The 21,154-nt window shown below is 70.5% G+C and carries 10 protein-coding genes and 1 pseudogene; 7 read left to right on the top strand and 4 right to left on the bottom strand.

From position 1 onward, the window contains the following. Positions 1-917: pseudogene (locus CU044_RS13550) on the bottom strand (hypothetical protein); the annotation flags it as partial. A 304-nt stretch (positions 918-1,221) separates the two neighbouring features. Here CU044_RS13550 and CU044_RS13555 point away from each other — a divergent pair. Further along, entirely contained in the window at positions 1,222-4,584 is a 3,363-nt protein-coding gene (locus CU044_RS13555; protein ID WP_240045562.1) for a S8 family peptidase, read from the top strand. A gap of 402 nt (positions 4,585-4,986) precedes the next feature. After that, positions 4,987-5,187, top strand: a complete 201-nt coding sequence (locus tag CU044_RS13560; protein ID WP_129768814.1) for a hypothetical protein — start codon at positions 4,987-4,989, stop codon at positions 5,185-5,187. A 107-nt stretch (positions 5,188-5,294) separates the two neighbouring features. On the opposite strand, the gene CU044_RS13565 is transcribed toward CU044_RS13560, so the two are convergent. Beyond that, entirely contained in the window at positions 5,295-6,824 is a 1,530-nt protein-coding gene (locus CU044_RS13565) for a UDP-N-acetylglucosamine 1-carboxyvinyltransferase (protein WP_129768815.1), read from the bottom strand. Between the two features lie 251 nt (positions 6,825-7,075). Then, positions 7,076-8,686, bottom strand: coding sequence for an alkaline phosphatase D family protein (locus tag CU044_RS13570; protein ID WP_129768816.1), 1,611 nt, complete (start codon positions 8,684-8,686; stop codon positions 7,076-7,078). Between the two features lie 404 nt (positions 8,687-9,090). On the opposite strand from CU044_RS13570, the gene CU044_RS13575 reads away from it, so the two are divergent. The 5 genes from CU044_RS13575 to CU044_RS13595 all read left to right on the top strand — a co-directional run bounded on the left by CU044_RS13575 (position 9,091) and on the right by CU044_RS13595 (position 19,614). Continuing rightward, positions 9,091-12,183, top strand: coding sequence for an alpha-L-rhamnosidase (locus tag CU044_RS13575; RefSeq protein WP_165371885.1), 3,093 nt, complete (start codon positions 9,091-9,093; stop codon positions 12,181-12,183). Next, a complete protein-coding gene (locus CU044_RS13580; RefSeq protein WP_129768818.1) occupies positions 12,180-13,490 on the top strand; it encodes an extracellular solute-binding protein in 1,311 nt (436 codons plus the stop codon). The genes CU044_RS13575 and CU044_RS13580 overlap by 4 nt, the downstream gene beginning before the upstream one ends. Continuing rightward, positions 13,487-14,473, top strand: coding sequence for a sugar ABC transporter permease (locus tag CU044_RS13585; protein WP_240045564.1), 987 nt, complete (start codon positions 13,487-13,489; stop codon positions 14,471-14,473). Before CU044_RS13580 ends, CU044_RS13585 begins: the two co-directional genes overlap by 4 nt. After that, positions 14,470-15,342, top strand: coding sequence for a carbohydrate ABC transporter permease (locus CU044_RS13590; RefSeq protein WP_240045566.1), 873 nt, complete (start codon positions 14,470-14,472; stop codon positions 15,340-15,342). The genes CU044_RS13585 and CU044_RS13590 overlap by 4 nt, the downstream gene beginning before the upstream one ends. Positions 15,343-15,441: 99 nt before the next feature. Beyond that, on the top strand, positions 15,442-19,614 hold the full coding sequence (locus tag CU044_RS13595; RefSeq protein ID WP_205124072.1) for a glycosyl hydrolase: 4,173 nt from the start codon (positions 15,442-15,444) through the stop codon (positions 19,612-19,614). 67 nt (positions 19,615-19,681) lie between these two features. Here CU044_RS13595 and CU044_RS13600 read toward each other — a convergent pair whose 3' ends face one another. Then, positions 19,682-21,133 carry an FGGY-family carbohydrate kinase gene (locus tag CU044_RS13600; RefSeq protein WP_129768819.1) on the bottom strand — a complete coding sequence of 484 codons (1,452 nt, stop codon included), beginning with the start codon at positions 21,131-21,133 and terminating at the stop codon, positions 19,682-19,684. Between the last annotated feature and the right edge of the window lie 21 nt (positions 21,134-21,154).

A 21,154-nucleotide genomic window follows, 5' to 3' on the forward strand; every position in this document is an offset into this window, starting at 1 on the left:
AAGGAGATGTTGCCGAGGTCCTTGGGGCCGTCGGCGCCCTTGCCGTCCTTGCCGCCCTTGGTGTCCTTGCCGCTCTTGCCGTTGCTCTTGAAGGTCTTGCCGAAGCTCACACCGCCGGACGCCTCGGTCGAGGTCTTGGTGATGTCGACGTCCGGCGCCTTCTCCGGTTCGAGGTCGGGCTTCTTCTTGCCGGCGTGGTAGCCGCAGATCATCCCCAGCTCGGAGGAGCGCGGACCGGCGGGCCTGCTGTTGCACTCGCCCTGCGCCTTGAGGTACTCGGTGAACTGCTGGGCGTCTTCGAGGTTGGCCGCCAGGTCCGCCTGGGGATCGCCGCTCTTGTTCCCGTTGAAGAGCCACTGCCCGCCGCTGCCGCTGCCCTTCACATAGCTTCCGCTCAGCGAGGCGCTGCCGCCCCAGTCCTTCAGGCCCGGGATGCCGGCGGAGATGCTCGCCGTGACGCCGGCTCCGCTCTCGGTCACGCGCTCCAGGGTGACGGTGCCGTCGGACCACTGCTGGAGTTTGACCGTCTCCGAGCTGCTGATCTTGATGAAGAGGATCTGGATGACGACGGTGGTCTTGGTCTGGTCCTGGGAGAGCAGACACTTCGCGGGCTCGAACGGGTCGCCGTTGGGCACGAACGGGTCGCCGGGACCTCCGCCCCCGTCGCCCCCGTCGCCGCCCCCGTCGCCCTCGTAGTCGCCGGAGGAGCACGCTTCGGCCCCGCTCAGCGGGTGAAGTATCCGGCACACCGCGCTCTTCAGCCCGGTCGCCTCGTCGGTGGGCACACTCAGGCCGACGATCGCCGCCACGACCAGGGACACCACCCCGACCATCGCCGCGTACTCGGCCCCGCTCTGCCCCCGGTCGCGACGTGACGGGGGACCGAGTATGTGGTCATGCGCATGCCATCTGCGCAACCGTACGGCACCTTTCATCAGTTCTCCTCGCCCACGTCGTCTTCTGTTTCCCCCCGGAGTCTCCGCAGCCTAGGGATGGGTCCGGGCCCAAGCGCAGGGCCCCCGGGCCCACTTGAGGGCCCACCCACACCGCTCGTGGCTGATCACCGCCGTCAAAAGTGGCGCCAATTCGACCATGGTGCGGATGAACCCCACGAGGCGGCCTTCCGTCTTCCGTGCCGACGCGGTTCCGGTTGATCAGCACCCTCCCGGTACACGTCGCTTCGGGGGTTCTTCGACACAACACCTCACCTTTGGGGGAGAGTTGCTCAGAAACAGCAGCAGGGCGGGCGCGGCCATGGTGGCGGCGCTGCTCACCGCGGGCCTGACGACGGGCGTCGCCACGGGAGCCGCGTCCGGCGCCGCTCCGGCCGGCGACAACGCGGAGACGTTCGCCGCGAAGGCGCGGCAGGCGAAGGGTGAGTCGTCTGTCGTCACGCTGATCACCGGTGACCGCGTCCATGTAGACGCCAAGGGCCGGGTGGGGCGGGTGGAGCCGGCGAAGGGCCGCGAGGACATCCGAATAACCGTCAACCGGATCGCGGGCGCCACATACGTGCTGCCTTCCGACGCGTCCCGGCTGGTGGCCCAGGGCAAGCTGGACCGGCGGCTGTTCAATGTCAGCCGGCTCATCGAGGACCGCTACGACGACGCGCACCGCGCGACGCTCCCGCTGATCGTGTCGTACGCCACGGCCGCCGGGGACAAGGCGCGGGCGAAGTCGGCCATCTCGGCCGCGGACGTCTCGGTACGCCGGGCCCTGCCCGCGGTCAAGGGCGAGGCCGTGACCGCGCCCAAGAACGGTACGGCCGAGGTGTGGCAGGCCCTCACCGCGGCCGGCGAGCGGCGGGGCGAGGAGCGTACGGTCGCGCAGGGCATCGAGCGCGTATGGCTGGACGGCAAGCGCCGGGCGAGCCTGGACAAGAGCGTTCCCCAGATCGGCGCGCCGGCCGCCTGGCAGGCCGGATACGACGGCAAGGGCGTGAAGATTGCCGTCCTGGACACCGGCGTGGACGAGACCCATCCCGACCTCAAGGGTGTGGAGCTGGCCCAGAAGGACTTCTCCGGCGCGGGCAACACCGTCGACCACTTCGGCCACGGCACGCATGTCGCGTCCACCGCCGCGGGCTCCGGTGCCAAGTCCGGCGGCAAGTTCAAGGGTGTCGCGCCCGGCGCGAAGATCCTCGACGGCAAGGTGCTGGACGATTCCGGATTCGGCGAGGACTCCGGCATCATCGCGGGCATGCAGTGGGCCGCCGACCAGGGCGCGAAGGTGGCCAACCTCAGCCTCGGCGGCGGGGACACGGCGGAGACGGACCCGCTGGAGGCGGCGGTCGACAAGCTCTCCGCCGAGAAGGGCGTCCTCTTCGTCATCGCCGCGGGCAACGACGGCCCCGGCGCCTCGACGATCGGTTCGCCCGGCAGCGCGGCCTCCGCGCTCACCGTCGGCGCGGTCGACCGCGCCGACAAGATCGCCGACTTCTCCAGCGTGGGCCCGACGGCCGACGGCTCGCTGAAGCCGGACATCACCGCGCCCGGGGTGGACATCGTCGCGGCGAAGGCGGCGCAGGGACAGATCGGTGATCCGGCCGCCGACGGCTATGTGTCGATGTCGGGCACCTCGATGGCGACCCCGCATGTCGCGGGCGCCGCCGCGCTCCTCGCCCAGCAGCACCCGGACTGGACCGGCCAGCGGATCAAGCAGACGCTGACCGCCTCGGCCAAGCCCGGCACCGGACTGACGGTCCATCAGCAGGGCACCGGCCGCGCCGATGTGGCCAGGGCGATCACCCAGACGGTGGTGAGCGAGCAGACCTCGCTCGGCTTCGGCACCCAGCAGTGGCCGCACACCGACGACAAGCCGGTGACCAAGTCGATCACCTACCGCAACAGCGGAACGAAGCCGGTCACCCTCGACCTGTCGGTGGCGACCGTCGGCCCCAAGGGCAAGCCCGCCCCGGCCGGCTTCTTCGCGCTCGGCGCGAAGCAGGTCACCGTCCCCGCCGGCGGCACCGCCGATGTCGCACTCACCGCGGACACCCGCGTCGGCACGCTGGACGGCACGTACTCCGGCACGGTCACCGCCAAGGCGACCGAGGGCGGCCAGCAGGCCCGTACGTCGTTCGCGGTGACCCGCGAGGTCGAGTCGTACGACCTCACGATGAAGTTCATCGACACCAAGGGCAAGCCCGCGCAGGCCGAGACCACCGTCTACGGTCTCGGCGGCGACTTCTGGGAGAACCCGTACGACACCGACGGCGACGGCATCGCCAAGATCCGGGTCCCCAAGGGCGTGTACACGCTCGACGCACCGGTGCAGACCCCCAGGGGCGGCGACACGCCTCCGGACATCGCGCTGATGGTGCAGCCGAAGTTGTCCGTCACCAAGAACGCCACGGTCACCTTCGACGCCCGCAAGGCGAAGCCGGTCTCGATCACGGCGCCGGACTCCGCCAAGCAGCTCGACACGTATCTCAACTACGCCCTTGACTCGGGGAGCAGCTCCTTCGGCAGCACCTGGTTCCTGCCCTCGTTCCAGGGCTTCCGTACCGCGCAGCTCGGCGCGGCACTGCCCGCCAAGGAGTTCAGCAACCAGCTGGGCGGCACCTGGCAGAAGGGCAGCACCAGCTACAACCTGCTCTACAACCGCACGGGTTCGATGTACACCGGCTTCACCCACACCGCGACCAAGAGCGAACTGGCCCTGGTGAACATCAAGACCGGCGCCTCGGCCAAGGGCCGCAAGGGCACGGTCAACCCGTTCTGGAGCAAGGACGAAACGTTCGGGGTCGGCACGGTCACCCAGCCGTTCGCCCTTCCCACCACGGCGAAGACGTACGTCACCGCTCCCGCGGGCTTCCAGTGGGAGTTCAACATCGGCCAGGACGGCACGAGCGAGGAGGGCGGCGTGTACCTCCAGTCCGACCCGCCCCGCACGTACCAGGCGAAGAAGACCTACGACAAGACGTACAACGTCGGTGTCTTCAGCCCGAAGGTGAACGCGAACAACACCGCGCAGCGCCTGGGTGAGGAAATGGCCGTCTGCATCCCGGAGTTCACCGACGGAGCCGGTCACTTCGGCCAGTCGGAGGTCTCCAAGCAGCGCACGCTGATCACCGTCGACGGCAAGAAGGTCCTCGACGAGAAGGACGCCCTCTGCCAGTTCATCGCCGGTCTGCCCGCGAAGTCGGCCGCGTACCGCATCAGCACGGACGCGTCGCGCTCCACCAAGGTCGCCGGTGTCAGCACCCGTGTCACCGCGGCGTGGACGTTCGCCTCGAAGAAGCCCGCCGATGACACCATCGTCAACCTTCCGCTCTCCACCGTCCGCTTCGCCCCGAAGCTGGACCTGGGCAGCACCGCGGCGGCGGGCAAGAAGCTCACTGTCCCGCTGACCCTTCAGGGCCCGGCTTCGGGCAAGGGCTTCAAGTCCCTGTCCGTGGAGGTCTCCTACGACGGCGGGACCAAGTGGGCGAAGGCCCCGGTGACCACCGGCAAGGACGGCAAGAAGAGCCTGTCGCTGAGCCACCCGAAGACGGCCACGTCGGTCTCCTTCAAGGCGAAGCTCACCGACAAGGACGGCAACACCTACGAGACGACCATCGTGAAGGCGTACCTGCTGAAGTAGCGCGCCCAGCTGTGTGACCCGTAGTCGGCCGCGCCCGGGGGATGAACGTCCTTCCCCGGGCGCGGCGTCGCGCGTGCCACCCCCGCCCAGGAGGTGTGACCTCGGTCACATGGGTGGGGGGATGCGTGTATACGGCATCACCGTACGGCCGGTGCCGGCGATGAGGTTTCTCATGGCATCGGCTGACGGATGTCATGGATATAGCTGATAAATGTCATGGTGCTGGAATAGCGTCGGAATTCCCCGCTCCATTTAAAGTGTGATCCGCGTCATACTCTCTCAGTTCGAATAGATGCTTGTATCTCTCCCCAGGTGAGTCCGGGTCGTAAAGGGCTGCGCATCCATCCCTTTCCCCGGCCGCCTTCCGCATGTCCACCGCACATTCCTCATGGGGAGGGACACATGATCGAAGACAAGTTCAACGCGCAGATGGAGAGTCTCGGCGGGCTCACCGAGGAGACCCCCGGCTGGCTGGCGCACGAGGCGTCGCCGGTTCTGGCCACGCCGGCCCTCGCCTTCACCGGAGGCGCGGCTCTCGTCACGGGTGCCTACGCCCTCGGCAAGGTCGTGGGTGCCGCTCAGCCCACCGGCCTGATCCGATAGCGATAGCGATAGCGGCAGCGAAAGCGATCCGCATCAATGCGAGAAACCCCGCCGGACCGGAGATGATTCCGGGGCCGGCGGGGTCCGTATGAGTCCGCGCATTCCGATTAAATGTCGCGGAAGATCTCGATCTGCGCGCCCACGGAATTCAGCCGCTCCGCCAGATCCTCGTAACCGCGGTTGATGACATACACATTGCGGAGTACGGACGTACCCTCCGCCGCCATCATCGCCAGCAGGACGACCACGGCGGGCCGCAGGGCCGGCGGACACATCATCTCGGCCGCGCGCCAGCGGGTCGGGCCCTCGACCAGGACGCGATGGGGGTCGAGGAGCTGGAGCCGGCCGCCGAGGCGGTTGAGGTCCGTGAGGTAGATGGCGCGGTTGTCATAGACCCAGTCGTGGATCAGGGTCTGGCCCTGCGCCACCGCCGCGATGGCCGCGAAGAACGGCACATTGTCGATGTTCAGCCCGGGGAACGGCATCGGGTGGATCTTGTCGATCGGCGCTTCCAGCTTGGACGGCCGTACGGTCAGGTCCACCAGCCGGGTACGGCCGTTGTCGGCGGAGTACTCGGTGGTGCGGTCGTGGTCGAGCCCCATCTCCTCCAGCACCGCGAGCTCGATCTCCAGGAACTCGATCGGGACCCGGCGGATCGTCAGCTTGGACTCGGTGACCACGGCGGCGGCGATCAGGCTCATCGCCTCGACCGGGTCCTCGGAGGGGGAGTAGTCGACGTCCACGTCGATGGACGGCACACCGTGCACGGTCAGGGTGGTCGAGCCGATGCCGTCGACCCGGACGCCCAGCGCTTCGAGGAAGAAGCACAGGTCCTGGACCATGTAGTTGGACGAGGCGTTGCGGATGACGGTCGTGCCGTCGTGGCGTGCGGCGGCCAGCAGCGCGTTCTCGGTGACGGTGTCCCCGCGCTCGGTCAGTACGATCGGGCGGTCCGGCGAGATCGAGTGGTCCACCTGGGCGTGGTAGAGGCCCTCGGTCGCGGCGATGTCCAGACCGAACCGGCGCAGCGCGATCATGTGCGGCTCGATCGTGCGCGTACCGAGGTCGCAGCCGCCCGCGTACGGCAGCCGGAAGGTGTCCATCCGGTGCAGCAGCGGGCCGAGGAACATGATGATGGAGCGGGTACGGCGGGCCGCCTCCGCGTCGATCGCCTCCATGTCCAGCTCGGCGGGGGGCGAGATCTCCAGGTCGACGCCGTCGTTGATCCAGCGGGTGCGTACGCCGATGGAGTTGAGCACCTCCAGGAGCCGGAAGACCTCCTCGATGCGCGCGACCCGGCGCAGCACCGTGCGCCCCTTGTTGAGCAGCGAACCGCAGAGCAGTGCCACGCACGCGTTCTTGCTCGTCTTGACGTCGATGGAGCCGGAGAGCCGGCGTCCGCCGACCACCCGCAGATGCATGGGCCCGGCGTAGCCGAGGGACACGATCTCACTGTCGAGCGCCTCACCGATGCGCGCGATCATCTCAAGGCTGATGTTCTGGTTACCGCGCTCGATGCGGTTCACGGCGCTCTGGCTGGTGGCCAGAGCCTCGGCGAGCTGACTCTGTGTCCAGCCACGATGCTGACGTGCGTCACGGATGAGCTTGCCGATGCGTACGAGGTAGTCGTCTGCCATAGGGGAAGATTATCTCAGGTGTGAGATAAGTGCCCTGCGGGGGTGAGCTGCCCGGGTGACGACCACCCGGGCGGATCTCCGGAGGCTGATCCCCGGGGACGGAACCCCGGGGACGGAATCTCCGGGGACCGATCCGGGACGGATCCCCGCGGGACGGGCCGAGGGCGGCCACCCACGCTCCGATGGTGGGAGCCGGGGGCCGCCCCGGCAACCGCAGCGCCGCCGTACGGGTCAGTACGGCTGACGTGCCGTCAGGCGCGCTGGAGCCCCGGCCGTCCGGCCTCGGTGAGATAGGAGATCCGGGTCGACACGGGCGCGCCGGGCCGGGTGACGTAGGGCAGCACCTTGAAGTCGGCGCGGCACGACTCCCGCGTGGCCGTGCAGCGGACATAGCCGCGCTGGTAGTTGGTGAACTCGATGTGCGAGTTGGCCGCGAGCAGGCTCGCCCCCGAGGGGTCCAGATCCATGCCGTCCATCTTGGTGGAGATGGAGGTGCCGACGAATTCGACGCCGACGGTGGGGGAGTCCGGGTCGTCGAAGTCCCGCTTGAGGTTGGCGGCGAGATGGCGGTGCATATCGCCGGTGAGCACGACGGGGTTGCTCACCCGGCGCGCGGCGATCTCGTCGAACAGCCGCTGCCGCGAGGCCGCGTATCCGTCCCAGAAGTCCATCACGAACGCCTGGCCGGCGCCGGGGTCGGTGTCGACCTGGTTCATCGGGATCTGCTGCGGGATGAAGTTCCAGGTCGTTCCCGAGCGGCCGAGGCTGTTGTAGAGCCAGCTCTCCTGCTCGGCGCCGAGGATGCTGCGGTTGGGTTCGAGGCGCTCGTCGCAGCCGCTCTTCGTGCCGTCACCACAGGGCTGGTCATCGCGGAACAGCCGGGTGTCAAGGATATGGAACGAGGCCATCCGCCCGTATCCCAGCTTGCGGTACAGCCGGGCCTCGAAGCCCCTCGGCTTGTTGGGCAGGCGCAGCGGCAGATGCTCGTAGTACGCCTGGAACGCGGCGGCGGCGCGCTGCCGGAACACCGCCGGGTCCTGGTCCGGCTCGTTGTCGAGCTTGGAGATGTCGCCCGCCCAGTTGTCCTCCACCTCGTGGTCGTCCCAGACGACGGCGAACGGGTGGGCCTGGTGAGCGGCGATCAGGTCCTGGTCGAAGCGGTGCAGCGCGTGCCGGTTCCGGTACTGGGCGAGGTCCATCGGCTCGGGACGCAGCTCGGCGGCGACGGGGACCTGGCGTACGCCGCCCATCGCGTCGATGGGGTTCTCGTAGATGTAGTCGCCGAGATGCAGGATGAGATCGACGTCCTCCTGCGCGAGATGGCGATAGGCGGTGTAGAAGCCCTCGAACCACGCCTGGCAGGAGACGAAGGCGAAGTTCAGCTCCCTGGGCCGGCTGTGCGGCGAGGGCGCGGTACGGGTGCGGCCGACGGGGCTGATCGCACCGCCGGCGCTGAAGCGGTAGTAGTACTGCCGGCCGGACTGAAGGCCCGTCAGTTCGACATGGACCGAGTGGGCGAGCTCCGCCACCGCCTTGGTCCGTCCCCGGCGTACGACACGCCGGAAGCGTTCGTCCTCGGCGACCTCCCAGAGGACCGTGACCGCGTGGGGCGGCATGCCGCCGTGGCCATCGGGGGCGAGGGGGTGAGGCGCGAGGCGGGTCCACAGGACGAATCCGTCCGGCCAGGGGTCGCCGGACGCGACCCCCAGGGTGAAGGGGTCCTCAGTGAACCGCTCGGCGGCTCCGGCCCGGCCGCCCGACAGGGTGCCGGCGGCGAACGCCAACGCGAGCGTTCCCGAGGCGCCGAGCATCGCGCGTCGCCCCAACCCTCTGGATCTGTCGATCCCACTGTTCAGTGGCATGGATGCTGGTCCGTTCCGTCGTGCGGGATCCCCGCCCGAGCCGAGGTACTCGAAGGGGTATCGACGCTTGATTTAACGTCCGTTCGTGTTGTAATCACACGGTGAATATCACATGAGAATAACGGGGGACAAGAGCCCTCGCTGTGGGGCTACAGCGCTTGTCGTAGGCGACTGTAAGGGCCTCCCGAGCGAAGATCGATTGCGGCATGAGATGGCTAATGCGCACCTCGGTAACACTCTTGACACCTCTTGCGAGGGGCTCATAGTCTCCACGCCACAGAATTCACGTTAGATTTCACATTCGAAGATGGTCGTCTTCACGCCGTACACGTGACGACGAGCAGACGAACTGACGAACAGTCGACGTCGACGCGCCGCTCCCGGCGCGAAGGAAGGACGTGCTCGTGTCCCTGCGGCCCTACGCCCTGCGATGCGACCACCGCGCCACCCCGCTCGGCATCGACGAGGCCGCGCCCCTGCTCTCCTGGCGGCTCGCGTCCGCGCGCCGGGGCGACGCGCCCCTCGCGTACCGCGTGCGGGTCGCCGACCGGGCCGAGGACCTGGACGAGGGCGGTCAGCCCCTGTGGGACACCGGCCGGGTCGAGGACCCGGACGCGATCGGGGCCGTCTACACGGGACCCGCGCTCACGTCCCGTACGCGCTACCACTGGCGGGTCGCCGTCTGGCCGGCCGCGACCGATCCGGGTGACGGCGGCCAGGCCGAGACCGACCCGGCCGGCAGAGGCCCGGACGCGACGGGTCAGGGCGGGAGAGATCCGGCCGGGAGAGATCCGGGCGCTCCCGTCGAGGAGACGTCCTGGTTCGAGACCGCGTTCCGCGGCGCGGACGAGTGGCGTGCCTCATGGATCGGCCACGATCCCCGCCCGATCCCGGTCATGGACGCGCCGACCGAGGGCGAACGCGCCCTGGACGACCACGGTCTCGCCCCCTGCCCCATGCTGCGGCGCGCCTTCACCGGCTCCGCCGCCCTCCGCGCCCGGCTCTATGTCAGCGCGCGCGGCCTGTACGAGGTCCGCCTCAACGGCACCCGGGTCGGCGACGCGGAACTCGCGCCCGGCTGGACCGACTACACCCGCCGCGTCCAGTACCAGACGTACGACGTGACCGAACTGGTCCGCGACGGCGAGAACGTCCTCGCCGCGACCCTCGCCGACGGCTGGTGGAGCGGGTTCGTCGGCTTCGAGCCCCGCAGAGCGGGCGCCCACTACGGCGCGTTCCCGCAGTTCCTGGCGGAGCTTCATATCGACCACGCCGACGGCCGTACCACCACGATCGTCACCGACGACACCTGGCGCACCCGCACCGGCGAGATCCGCCACGCCGACCTGCTCATGGGGGAGTGCCACGATCTGCGGCACGCGGCCGACGGCTGGGATCTGCCCGGCTTCGACGACACGGAGTGGTCACCGGCGCTGATCACGGACACCGGCCACCACCTCCTCGTGGCGTCCGTCGACGAACCGGTACGGGCCACGACGGCCCTGCGCCCCCGCTCCATCACCCGCGTCCCCCACGACGACGGTGCCGCGGCCGACGGTGGACACGGCACCCCTCACGACAGCCGGCACGACACCCATATCGTCGACTTCGGCCAGAACCTCGCCGGCCGGGTACGCCTCCGCGTCGCCGGACTCGCCCCCGGCGCGCGGGTGGTCTTACGCCACGCCGAGGCGCTGGACGAGACGGGCCGCCTCTACACCGCGAACCTGCGCACCGCCGCCGCCACCGACGTACTGATCGGTGACGGCCGTGAACACCTCGTCTTCGAACCGCGCTTCACGTACCACGGGTTCCGTTTCGTGGAGATCAGCGGAGTCCCGCGACTGTACGACTCCGATGTCGTCGCTGTGGCGCTGCACAGCGACACACCATGGTCCGGTGCGTTCGACTGCTCCGACCCCGAGATTCGCCGGCTCCACGACTGTGTGGTCTGGGGACAGCGCTCGAACTTCGTCAGTGTGCCCACGGACTGCCCGCAGCGCGACGAACGGCTCGGCTGGCTCGCCGACGCGCAGGTCTTCCTGCCGACCGCCGCGCTCAACGCCGATGTCGCCGCGTTCTTCACCAAGTGGCTGCGCGACATCGAGGACGCCCGCACCCCCGAGGGCGGCTTCACCAATGTGGCCCCGCGCCTCACCGGTGTCGCCGACGAGGGCGCCCCCGGCTGGGGCGACGCGGGCGTGATCATCCCCTGGCATCTGTACCGCACCTACGACGACCCACGCTTCCTCTCCCGCGCGCTGCCCGCCATGCGCGCCTGGATCGATCTGATCCACCGTCACAACCCGGACCTGATCTGGCGTCGGCAGGTCGGTCCGCACTTCTCCGACTGGCTCGCCCCCGGAGTTCCGACCCCGCGCGAGGTCATCGCCACCGCCTACTTCGCGCACAGCACCCACCTCACCGCGAGCGCCGCCGAGGTGCTGGGACTCCCGGAGGTGGCGCGCGACCACCACCGGCTGGCCGCGGACATCCGTACCGCCTTCACCGAACGGTTCGTGACGACCGACAAGAACGCGGAAGGCGACCCCACCGTACGGATCGCGGGCGACACCCAGACCGGCTATCTCGTCGCCCTCGCCTTCGGCCTACTGCCCGAGGACGCGACCGGACCCGCCGCCCAGCGGCTCGCCGAACTCATCGAGACGGCCGGGCCCGCGCTCCAGACCGGCTTCCTCGGCGTCGCGCTCGCCGCGCCCGTCCTGGACGCGTACGGCCGCGCCGACCTGGCACACGCCCTGCTGCGCCGTACCGACGTTCCCTCATGGCTGTTCCCGCTGCGCCACGGCGCCACCACCATCTGGGAACGCTGGGACGGCTGGACACCCGATACGGGGTTCCGCGCCCCTTCGATGAACTCCTTCAACCACTACGCGCTCGGCTCGATCGGTGAATGGCTCTACCGGGGCGTCGCCGGACTCGACCAGAGCCCGGACTCCACCGGATACCGGCGGCTGCTGATCCGGCCACGGCCCGGCGGACTCGGCCACGCGAGCGCGGGCTACGAATCGGCCCGGGGCACCGTCGCGGTGCGCTGGGAACGCCACGACCACACCATCGGCCTGCGCGTCCAGGTCCCGCCGGGCGCGAGCGCCGAGGTGCACGTACCGACCGACGACCACGGCTCCGTCCGGGAATCGGGCGCGGTCCCGGTGGACGGCGAGCACCTCACGCTCCTCGCGACCATCCCCGGCACCATCCCCGGCACCGGCACCGGCACCGGCACCGACAGCGCCACCGCCGCCATCACCGACAGCGCCGCCACCGACAGCGCCCCCCACACCGCCTCCGGACACTCCGTCTACCGCGTCGGCTCGGGCGTCTACCGCTTCACCGCGTCGTACCCCTCGCGTCCCACGTACCCCCCGCGTCCCACGGGCGGGTACCCCACGGCGCCCGTCGCGAGCGCCGCGCCCCGACGTGCTCCAAGCCCGGCGGCGTCGCTCGCCGGATCCCACGAGGAGGACACACCATGACCACGGGTTCCCGCAGCCTGCCAGCGCCTGTCCCGGGCACGGTCAGCCGCCGGGGGTTCCTCCGCGCCGGCGGCGGGGTCGCCGCCCTGGCCGCGCTCCCCCCGCTGCTCACCGCGTGCTCCGGCTCCGGCGGCTCGGACAAGGTGCGTGTCGTCGGAGTCGCCGACCAGCAGAAGCCCATAGAGGAACTGCTCGCGCTCTACCGCAAGAGCCACCCCGACCCCGCCTTCTCCACCTCCTTCGCCCCCACCGACCAGGTGCAGACGGTCGTACGCACCCAGCTCGCCGGCGGCAACGCCCCCGATGTGCACGTGCTGTACCCCGGCAGCGGCAGCGCGATGTCCATGGTCGAACTCGCCAAGGCAGGCCTGCTCACCGACCTCGGCGGGCAGAAGTGGACCCGGAGCATCCCGAAGAACTTCGACCCCGCCTACCGCCACGACGGCAAGACCTATCTCTACTCGGCGGGCAGCAGTGTCATCGGCGCCATCTACAACAAGAAGGCCTTCGCCACGGCGGGCGTCCAGCCGCCGAAGACCTGGAGCGAACTCCTCGACGTCTGCGCCCGGCTCAAGGCCAAGGGCATAGTGCCGATCGCGCTCGGCGCCCAGACCCCGTGGGTCACCCAGCTCATCAGCTACGCGCTGGTCCCCAACGCCGTCTACGCCAAGACCCCGGGCTTCAACGCCGACATGGCGGCGGGCCGGGCCACCTTCGCCGGCTCGGGATGGGCCGACGCGATGGGCAAGTACCAGGAACTCCAGCGCAAGGGCTTCTTCAACGACAACCCCAACGGCACCACCTACGAACAGCAGACCTCGCTGGTCGCGAGCGGTAAGGCGGCCATGGCCGTCCAGGTCTCGGCGGTGCTCGCCAACTTCCGGCAGGCCACGCCCACCCCCGACGACCTCGGCATGTTCCCCTTCCCCGGCGGGGACAACGCCGCCGAGCAGTGGATCCCGGCGGGCATCGTCGTCGGTCTCGGCGTCGCCGCCCACGCCAAGAACCCGGCCGAGGCCAAGGCGTTCATCGAATTCCTCGGACAGCAGCAGAACATCAACCGCTGGGCGACGGCCGTCTCGGCGATCCCCTTCACCCGCGACGCCACCACCGAGATCGACCCCGCCCTGGCCGACTTCCTGCCCATCATCGATGCCAACCGCGCCGTTCCCTTCATGGACCAGAGCTGGCCCAACGCCGAGGTCCAGCCCGCCCACTTCGCCGCCGTACAAGAGCTGCTCGCGGGGAAGACGGACGTCGCCGGCGCGCTGGGCAAGATGGACCAGGCGTACGGGAAGAAGTCGTGAACTCCCTTCCGGACACGGCCACTTCCGGCCACGAGAAACCGGGCGCGGCAGTCGGCGCGGGGCCCGTGAAGAGCGGCGCACCCGCTCCTGCGGGACGGACCGGGCGCCATCGCGACGCCACCGTCCCGCCCTGGGCCTTCGTCGTCCCCGCGCTCCTCGTGTACGCCGTGGTCGTCCTCTACCCGAGCCTCGCCGGGGTGGTGTACGCCTTCACCGACTGGTCAGGCATCGGCGACTTCGCCTTCGTCGGCCTGGACAACTTCCGTACCCTGCTGGACGACGACCGCGCCCTGGAATCCGTCCGCAACACCCTGCTGCTCACCCTCGCGGTGGTCGTCGTCCAGAACGGCATCGGCCTGCTGCTCGCGCTCGGCGTGAACGCCAACATCAAGTCCAGGTCGCTGCTGCGGGTGATCTTCTTCGCGCCCGCCGTCGTCAGCCCCGTCATGGTCGCCTTCCTGTGGAAGTACGTCTACAACCCGGACAACGGCGCCGGGCTGAACGGCATCCTCGGCGCACTCGGCCTCGGCGGGCTCCGTCAGGACTGGCTCGGCAACCCCTCGCTCGCCCTCTGGTCCGTCGCCGCCATGGTCGTCTGGCAGTACGCCGGATACTCGATGGTCATCTTCCTCGCCGGCCTCCAGGGCGTGCCCGCCGAACTCCACGAGGCCGCCCGCATCGACGGCGCGGGCACCTGGCAGCGCTTCCGCTATGTCACCTGGCCGCTGCTGGCCCCGGCGCTGACCATCAACCTCATGCTGTCCACCATCGGCGGGCTCAAGCTCTTCGACCAGGTCTACGCGGCCACCAACGGCGGCCCCGGCACATCGAGCGAGACGCTCTCGACCGTGCTGTACAAAGAGGCCTTCGTCTTCGGGAAGTTCGGCTACAGCACCGCCGTCGCGCTCGTCCTGGCGCTGTTCGTCGCCGCCGTCTCCCTCGTCCAACTCCGCTATCTGCGCGCCCGGGAGGTCACCGCGTGAGCGCCACCGCCACCGCCACCACGACCGCCCGCAGCACGCCCGGCAAGCGCCGTCCCCGGTACGGCGGTTACGTCCTGGAACTGGTCATGGCCGCCGCCGCGGTGGTGTTCCTGTTCCCGGTGTACGCGCTCGTCACGCTGGCGATGAAGGACCCGGCGCAGATCGCGGAGTCGCCGCTGTCACCACCCGCGCCGCCCACCTTCGCCAACTTCGGCAACGCGTGGTCCTCCGCCTCCCTCGGACCCGCCCTGCTCAACAGCACGATCATCACCGTCACCAGCCTGCTGCTGCTGATCGTCCTCGGCTCCACCGGTGCCTACTACCTCGCGCGGTGCGCTCGCGGACTCGGCTACGGGCTGTACGTCCTCTTCCTGCTGGGCATCGTGCTGCCCTTCCAGCTCGGCATGATCCCGCTGTACAAACTCGTCGACGACCTCGGCTGGCTCGGCACGTACCACGGCATGGTGCTCTTCTACATGGGCATCCAGCTGCCGTTCACGGTCTTCCTCTACACGGGGTTCATCCGCGCCCTGCCCCAGGACTACGCGCAGGCCGCGCTCATCGACGGCTGCGACCACCGCCAGGCGTTCACCCGGATCGTCTTCCCCCTGCTGCGGCCGATCACCGGCACCGTGATCATCCTGAACGCGGTCTTCATCTGGAACGACTTCTTCACCCCGCTGCTGTACCTCGGCGGATCCGGCAAGGAGACCGTCCCCGTCGGCGTGTTCTCGTTCGTGGGCCAGTACGTCTCCGACTACGGCCTCGTGTTCGCCGGTCTGGCGCTGGCCGCCCTGCCGATCCTCGTGGTCTTCCTGCTGCTCCAGCGTTATGTGATCAAGGGCTTCGAGGGCGGGCTCAAAGGCTGAAGGCCGAGAACCAAAGGCCGAGAACCAAAGGCCGAGAACCAAAGGCCAAGAACGAAGGCCAAGAACGAAGGCCGAGAACCAAAGGCTGAGGAACACTTCATGACGTACGCAGGGCCCTCCCTCCCCACGAGCATCGCGGAGGTCCTGACCGAACCGCCGCGCGCGTTCTCGCCCACCGCCATCTGGTGGTGGAGCGGGGAACGGCTCGACCGCGCGCGCCTGCGCGACCAGCTCGAACGCTTCGCGGACGGCGGGGTGTTCAACCTCGTCCTGCTCAACCTCGCACCGTCAGGCCCGCTGTTCGGCTCCGACGCCGACGACCCGCCGTTCCTCTCCGATGCCTGGTGGGCGCTGCTCGAAGGGGTCTGCGACGACGCGCGCGACCTGGGCATCGGACTCTGGTTCTACGATCAGCTCGGATTCTCCGGAGCCGACCTCCAGGCCCGTCTGGTCGATGAGCGGCCCGGGTACGCGGGCCGCCGGCTCGACCGCGTACGCGCGGTGGTCGACGGCCCCGGCGAACTGCGCTGCCCCGCCCACGCGCTGCCGCTGGCGGGCCTCGCGGAACGGGTCGACGGCGACGGAACCCCCACCGGTCCCGCGATCCCGCTCCCGCTCGTCGCGGACGGACGGGCCGCGATCGTACGGGCGCCCGGCCCCGGACGGTGGCGGCTGACGCTCCATCACCACACCGCCCTCGGCTTCGACTACCTCGGCGCGGACGCCTGCGCGGCGCTGCTCGCGGGGGTGCACGGCGAGTTCGAGCGGCGGCTCGGCGACCGCCTCGGGACCGTCGTCGTCGGCTCGTTCCAGGATGAACTGCCCTCCCTGCCCACCTGGTCGACGGAGTTCGCCGACACCTTCCGGCGGCAGCGCGGCTACGACCTCGTACCGCATCTGGACGCCCTGTACGAGGACGGCGCGGACCGCCCCGACGTCCACCGGATCCGCCACGACTACCATCTGACCCGCGCCGAACTCGCCGAAGCGGCCTTCTTCCGGCCGCTCGCCGCCTGGCACGAGCGGCACGGGCTGGTCGTCGGCTGCGACCAGCAGGACCCGGCCCGCGCCGGACACCCGGTCGCCGGTGTCGAGCTGTACGCCGACTACGCCCGTACCCACCGCTGGTTCTCCGCGCCCGGCTCCGACCACCACGGGGACGCCCGGATCCACTCCTCCCTCGCCCATCTGTACGGCAGGCCCCGTACCTGGATCGAGGCATTCCACTCCACCGGCTGGGGCGGCACGCTGGAGGAGACCTACGACTGGCTCCTGCCGTGGCTGCGCGCCGGCGCGACCCTCTACAACCCGCACGCCGTCTACTACACGACCAAGGGCGGCTGGTGGGAGTGGGCGCCGCCGGGCACCGACTGGCGTCAGCCGTACTGGACACACCATCGCGTCTTCGCCGACGCCGTCACCCGGCTCTGCGCGATCCTCAGCCTCGGCAGCCATCTGTGCGACACCGCGATCCTGCTGCCCACCACCACCGCCCAGACCGGCGCGGCACTCGACGGCGTGTCCGCCGACGCGCGCCGGGCCCAGGTGGTCTATCTCGAACTCGTCGGGGACATGACCTGGTTCAGGACCCGGCCGGGGGTGGCCGACCGGCTGGGCCTGGACGCCGATGTGATCGACGACGACTCCCTCGCCCGCGCCCAGGTCAGGGACGTGGGAGAGGGGACACGGCTGTGCGTGGCGGGCGAGAGCTACGCGACGGTCGTGCTGCCCGCGTGCACGGCGCTCGAAGAGGACACCGCGCTCCGCCTCATCGAATTCGCCTCGGGGGGAGGGGAGTTGATCGCCATCGGCGCGCTCCCCGAGCATGTCATCGGCCGGGACGGGGCCGCGGGACCGGACAAGGTACGGGACGAACTGTGCGCGTGCTTCGCCGACGGCCGCGCGGTCCTCGTCGCCACGGCGGACGATCTGGGCGGGGCGCTGCGGCGGGAACGGGATCCGGGACAGGGCCTGGCGCGGGCCGGAGCGGAGCCGGTCGTACGGGCGTCGGTTCCCGCGCTCGCGCGCCGGGTGGACGACGCGACGGTGGTGTTCCTGACCGCGGCCTCGTTCGACGCGCCTCGCGCGACCCGTGCGGCGGTCGCCGCTCCCGACGAACGGGGCGCCGCCCAGGGCTGGATCGACGCCCGTTACGACTTCGACCCCGAGCGCTATGTGCGGCAGGCACAGGTGCGGGTCCGGGATGTGGAGGGACCGGCCGTACTGCTCGATCCCTTCGGCGGTGAGCCGCGTACCGTACCGGTCCGGGCCGTCGAGGACGACGAACGGGCCGTGGAGGCCGTGGTGCCGTTCGACCGCGGGCCCGCGGTGGTCCTGGTCTTTCCGGCGCGGACGGCGGAGCGCACGGGGGGCGTGGACCCGGGTCCGGTCACGGGGGGCGCGGCTCGTACGGCACGTACGGTGGTCGAGGTCCCGCCGGACGCCGAGTGGGACATGACGCTGGTCCCGACCATGGACAACACCTGGGGCGACTTCGCGCGGCCCGCGACCGGCCCTTGCGGCGGAGTCGGCGGTCCTGCCGCTCCTGTTGGCGCCGGTGATCGCGAGGGCCATGCCGTCGTCGAGTGCCGTACGTTCCGGCGGGGCCGCGCGGGCGACCCGGCCCGGCCGCGGGCGCACGCCACCTTCGGGCCCCACGCGCTCCTGCTCGACGGCGACGGCGACGGCGACGGTGGATCGGTGCTCGAATGGTCCGACACCCGGGGCATCCACAAGGACCCGATCCACCGTGATGTCCTCGGACCCAAGGGGCATGTGCCCGAGGAGTTCGTACGGATCGGCCCGACCGCCGCCGGGACGGTGGCACGCGTCCGGACCGAACTGCTCCTGGACGACGCCTTCGACGGACAGCTGGCGATCGGGGCCGCGGCGGCGAAGACGGTACGGCTCGGGGGCGTCCCCGTCGCACTGGACGACGGCGGCCATCTCGCCATGGGGACGGTACGGCTCGCGCCCGGCAGCCATCTCCTCGAACTGGACCTGACACCCGATCAGGACGTCGATTTGCGCGCGCACGTGGCGCTCGTCCGCGATCCGGAGCGCTACCGCCGTCCCGAGTGGATCCTCGCGCCCGGTGGCCGCGCCTCCGTGGCGACGACCCTCACCGTGACGGACCTTCCCGGCCGGGCGATCGTCCAGATCGCCGCGCGGGGGCGCTGCGTACTGCGCGTCAACGGTCATGTGGTCGGCATACAGGGCGGATTCGACCCGTACGCCGAACACGCCGTGCCGCGCGTACGACGGCACGACATCGCGTCGGCCCTGCGGATCGGCGTCAACCAGCTGGTGGTGGAGACGGACGAAGGTGAGGACCCCGCCGTCCTGGTGGACGCGGCCCTCTACGACGTCCATGGCCGGTGCGTGACGACCGTGCACAGTGACGGCACATGGCGGGCCGAGCGCGCCGGTGAACAGCTGCCGGTCGTGGTGCGCCGGGAACAGGTGGGGGATCCGGCCGCGCTGTATCTGCGCCGTCGGCCGCATCCGCTCCCCGGCGCCGCCTGGCTGGACCCGGACGCCGACGACGGCACGGTCGTACCGGTCGGCTTCGCCGTTCCCGGAGCGCGGCCGGAAGTGGAGTGGTTCCGGTGTGAACTCCCGCCGGGAGCACGTCGGTTGACGGTCGACACGAGGGGCGCGACTGCCGTGTTCCTCGACGGTCGCGAACACACCGTGACATCCGCGGACGGCAGCGGACCGGACAGCGGCGGTGTGGCCGGCACACATACCGTGACCGTCGATCTGCCGGCCGACGGCCCCTCCGGAACCCGGACCGCCACGCTCCGGGTGGAGACCCGCCCCGGCCACCAGGGCGGCGCCGCGCTGGCGGGCCCCGTGCGGTGCGAGGTCGGCCCCGGGCGGATCCGCACCGGCGACTGGGAATCACGCGGCCTCGCCGAATACAGCGGCGGTGTGCGCTACAGCCGCGTGATGACCCTGCCGGCCGAAGCCGAAGCCGGTACTTGCGTCGGTACCGGCCAGGTCTCGCTCGATCTGGGGCGCGTGCGCGGCACGGCGGAGGTACGGGTCGACGGTGTCACCGCCGGGGTGCGGGTGTGCTCTCCGTACGTCTTCGATCTGACGGGACTGGCCGGGCCGGGGGAGCGTACGGTCGAGATCACCGTGTTCGGCACGCTCGCCCCGTACCTGGACGCCACGAGCCCGACCCACTTCGTCTTCCCCGGGCAGCGCGTCACCGGACTGATGGGCCCCGTACGGCTGATCACCGGCCCGCCGGGACCCACCCCGTGAACGTCCCCCCGGTGAACGTCCCCCCGTGAGCGCCCCCCCGTGAGCGTCCGCGCGGGCCGGGCGCCGCTCAGTGGGCCGCGGCCGGCCCCCGCCACCTGGCACGCGCGCTTCCGACCCTGAACAGATAGTCGGCATAGGCCTGTTCGTAGAACGCGACGCCCGCGGGATCCGGGTCCACCACCGCGTCGGGCGCGGTCCACGCCGCGACGTCCAGGCTCTGTCCCAGCTCCGCTCCCCGGGCCTCGACCGCGGCCAGCACCGCACCGCGCGCGCCCGGTTCCGGCCCCCGCGCGACCCGCAGCGGGCGGCCGAGGACATCCGCGAACAGCCGCAGCCAGGCGAGGCTGCGCGTACCGCCCCCGCACACGGCCAGCTCGCCGGTGAGCCCCGCGGCCTCCAGACAGTGCCGCGCCGCGAACGCGATCGCCTCGCACATGCCCCGCACCAGGTCCTCGCGGGAGGCCCGCAGATCGAGACCGGTGAACTCCGCGCGCGCCGTGGGGTCGACGAACGGCGCGCGTTCGCCCGACGGTGACAGATAGGGCAGCGCGGCGACCCCCCGGGCGCCGCGCGGGGTCGCGTCCAAGATGCCGGAGACCTGGTCGTGGGTGGTGCCGGTGAGATCGAGCACCCAGTCGAGCGCGACCGTACCGGTCATCGCGGGCAGTGCCCGCATATGGCGGTCGGGCCGGGCCAGCGCGAGATGGAATCCGACGGGGTCCTCGTCGAACGCGACCCGCTCGACCACGACTTGGCACGCCAGGGTGGTACCGACGATCAGGAGCCCGTCGCCGGGCTCGGTCACGCCCGCGCCGATCGCGCTCGCGGGAAGGTCGTAGGGACCGGAGGTGACGGGGGTACCGCGCGACAGGCCCGGGGTGCGGCCATGGGCCTCGCCGTACGGCAGGGTCGCCGCGATGGGCGGCAGCAGCCCCGCGCGGTGCTCCACCCCGAGGGCCGCGAGCGCCTCGGGGGAGTAGGTCCGGGTGCGCGGATCGAGGAACGGAACGGACGCGTCCGAGAGATCGGTGGCACGCTCGCCGGTGAGACGCAGGTGGACGACGTCCTTGCAGCAGGCGGCGGTCGTGGCGGCGTCCAGGGACGCCGGCTCGTTACGGTCGAGCCAGGCCAGCAGAGGCCCGGGGGAGCCGGGGAAGAGCACGTTCCCCGTACGCCGGTACATCTGTTCCGCGGTGCCGTCGTCCATCCACCCGGCGACGAGTCCACCCGCCCTGCCGTCCATCCACGACAGGGCGGGGCGTACGGCGCGGCCCCCGGCGTCGACCAGCCACAGGCCGTCGCCCTGACCGGTGATCGCGACCAGGGCGGGCGCGCGTCCGCCGGTCACCGAGCCGAGGACGTCGGTGGCGGCGAGGACCACCTCTTCGACGTCCTGCTCGACACCGTCCCCCCGGCCGCCGAGCGAGATCGGCTTCGATTCCACCCGCAGTGCCGTGCCGTCCTCGGCGAAGGCCGCGGCCTTGACGATCGAGGTTCCCATGTCCAGTCCGACGAACACCCTGTCTCCTCCGGTCGATGC

It is taken from the genome of Streptomyces sp. L-9-10 (assembly GCF_004151105.1).
GTDB lineage: Bacteria > Actinomycetota > Actinomycetes > Streptomycetales > Streptomycetaceae > Streptomyces.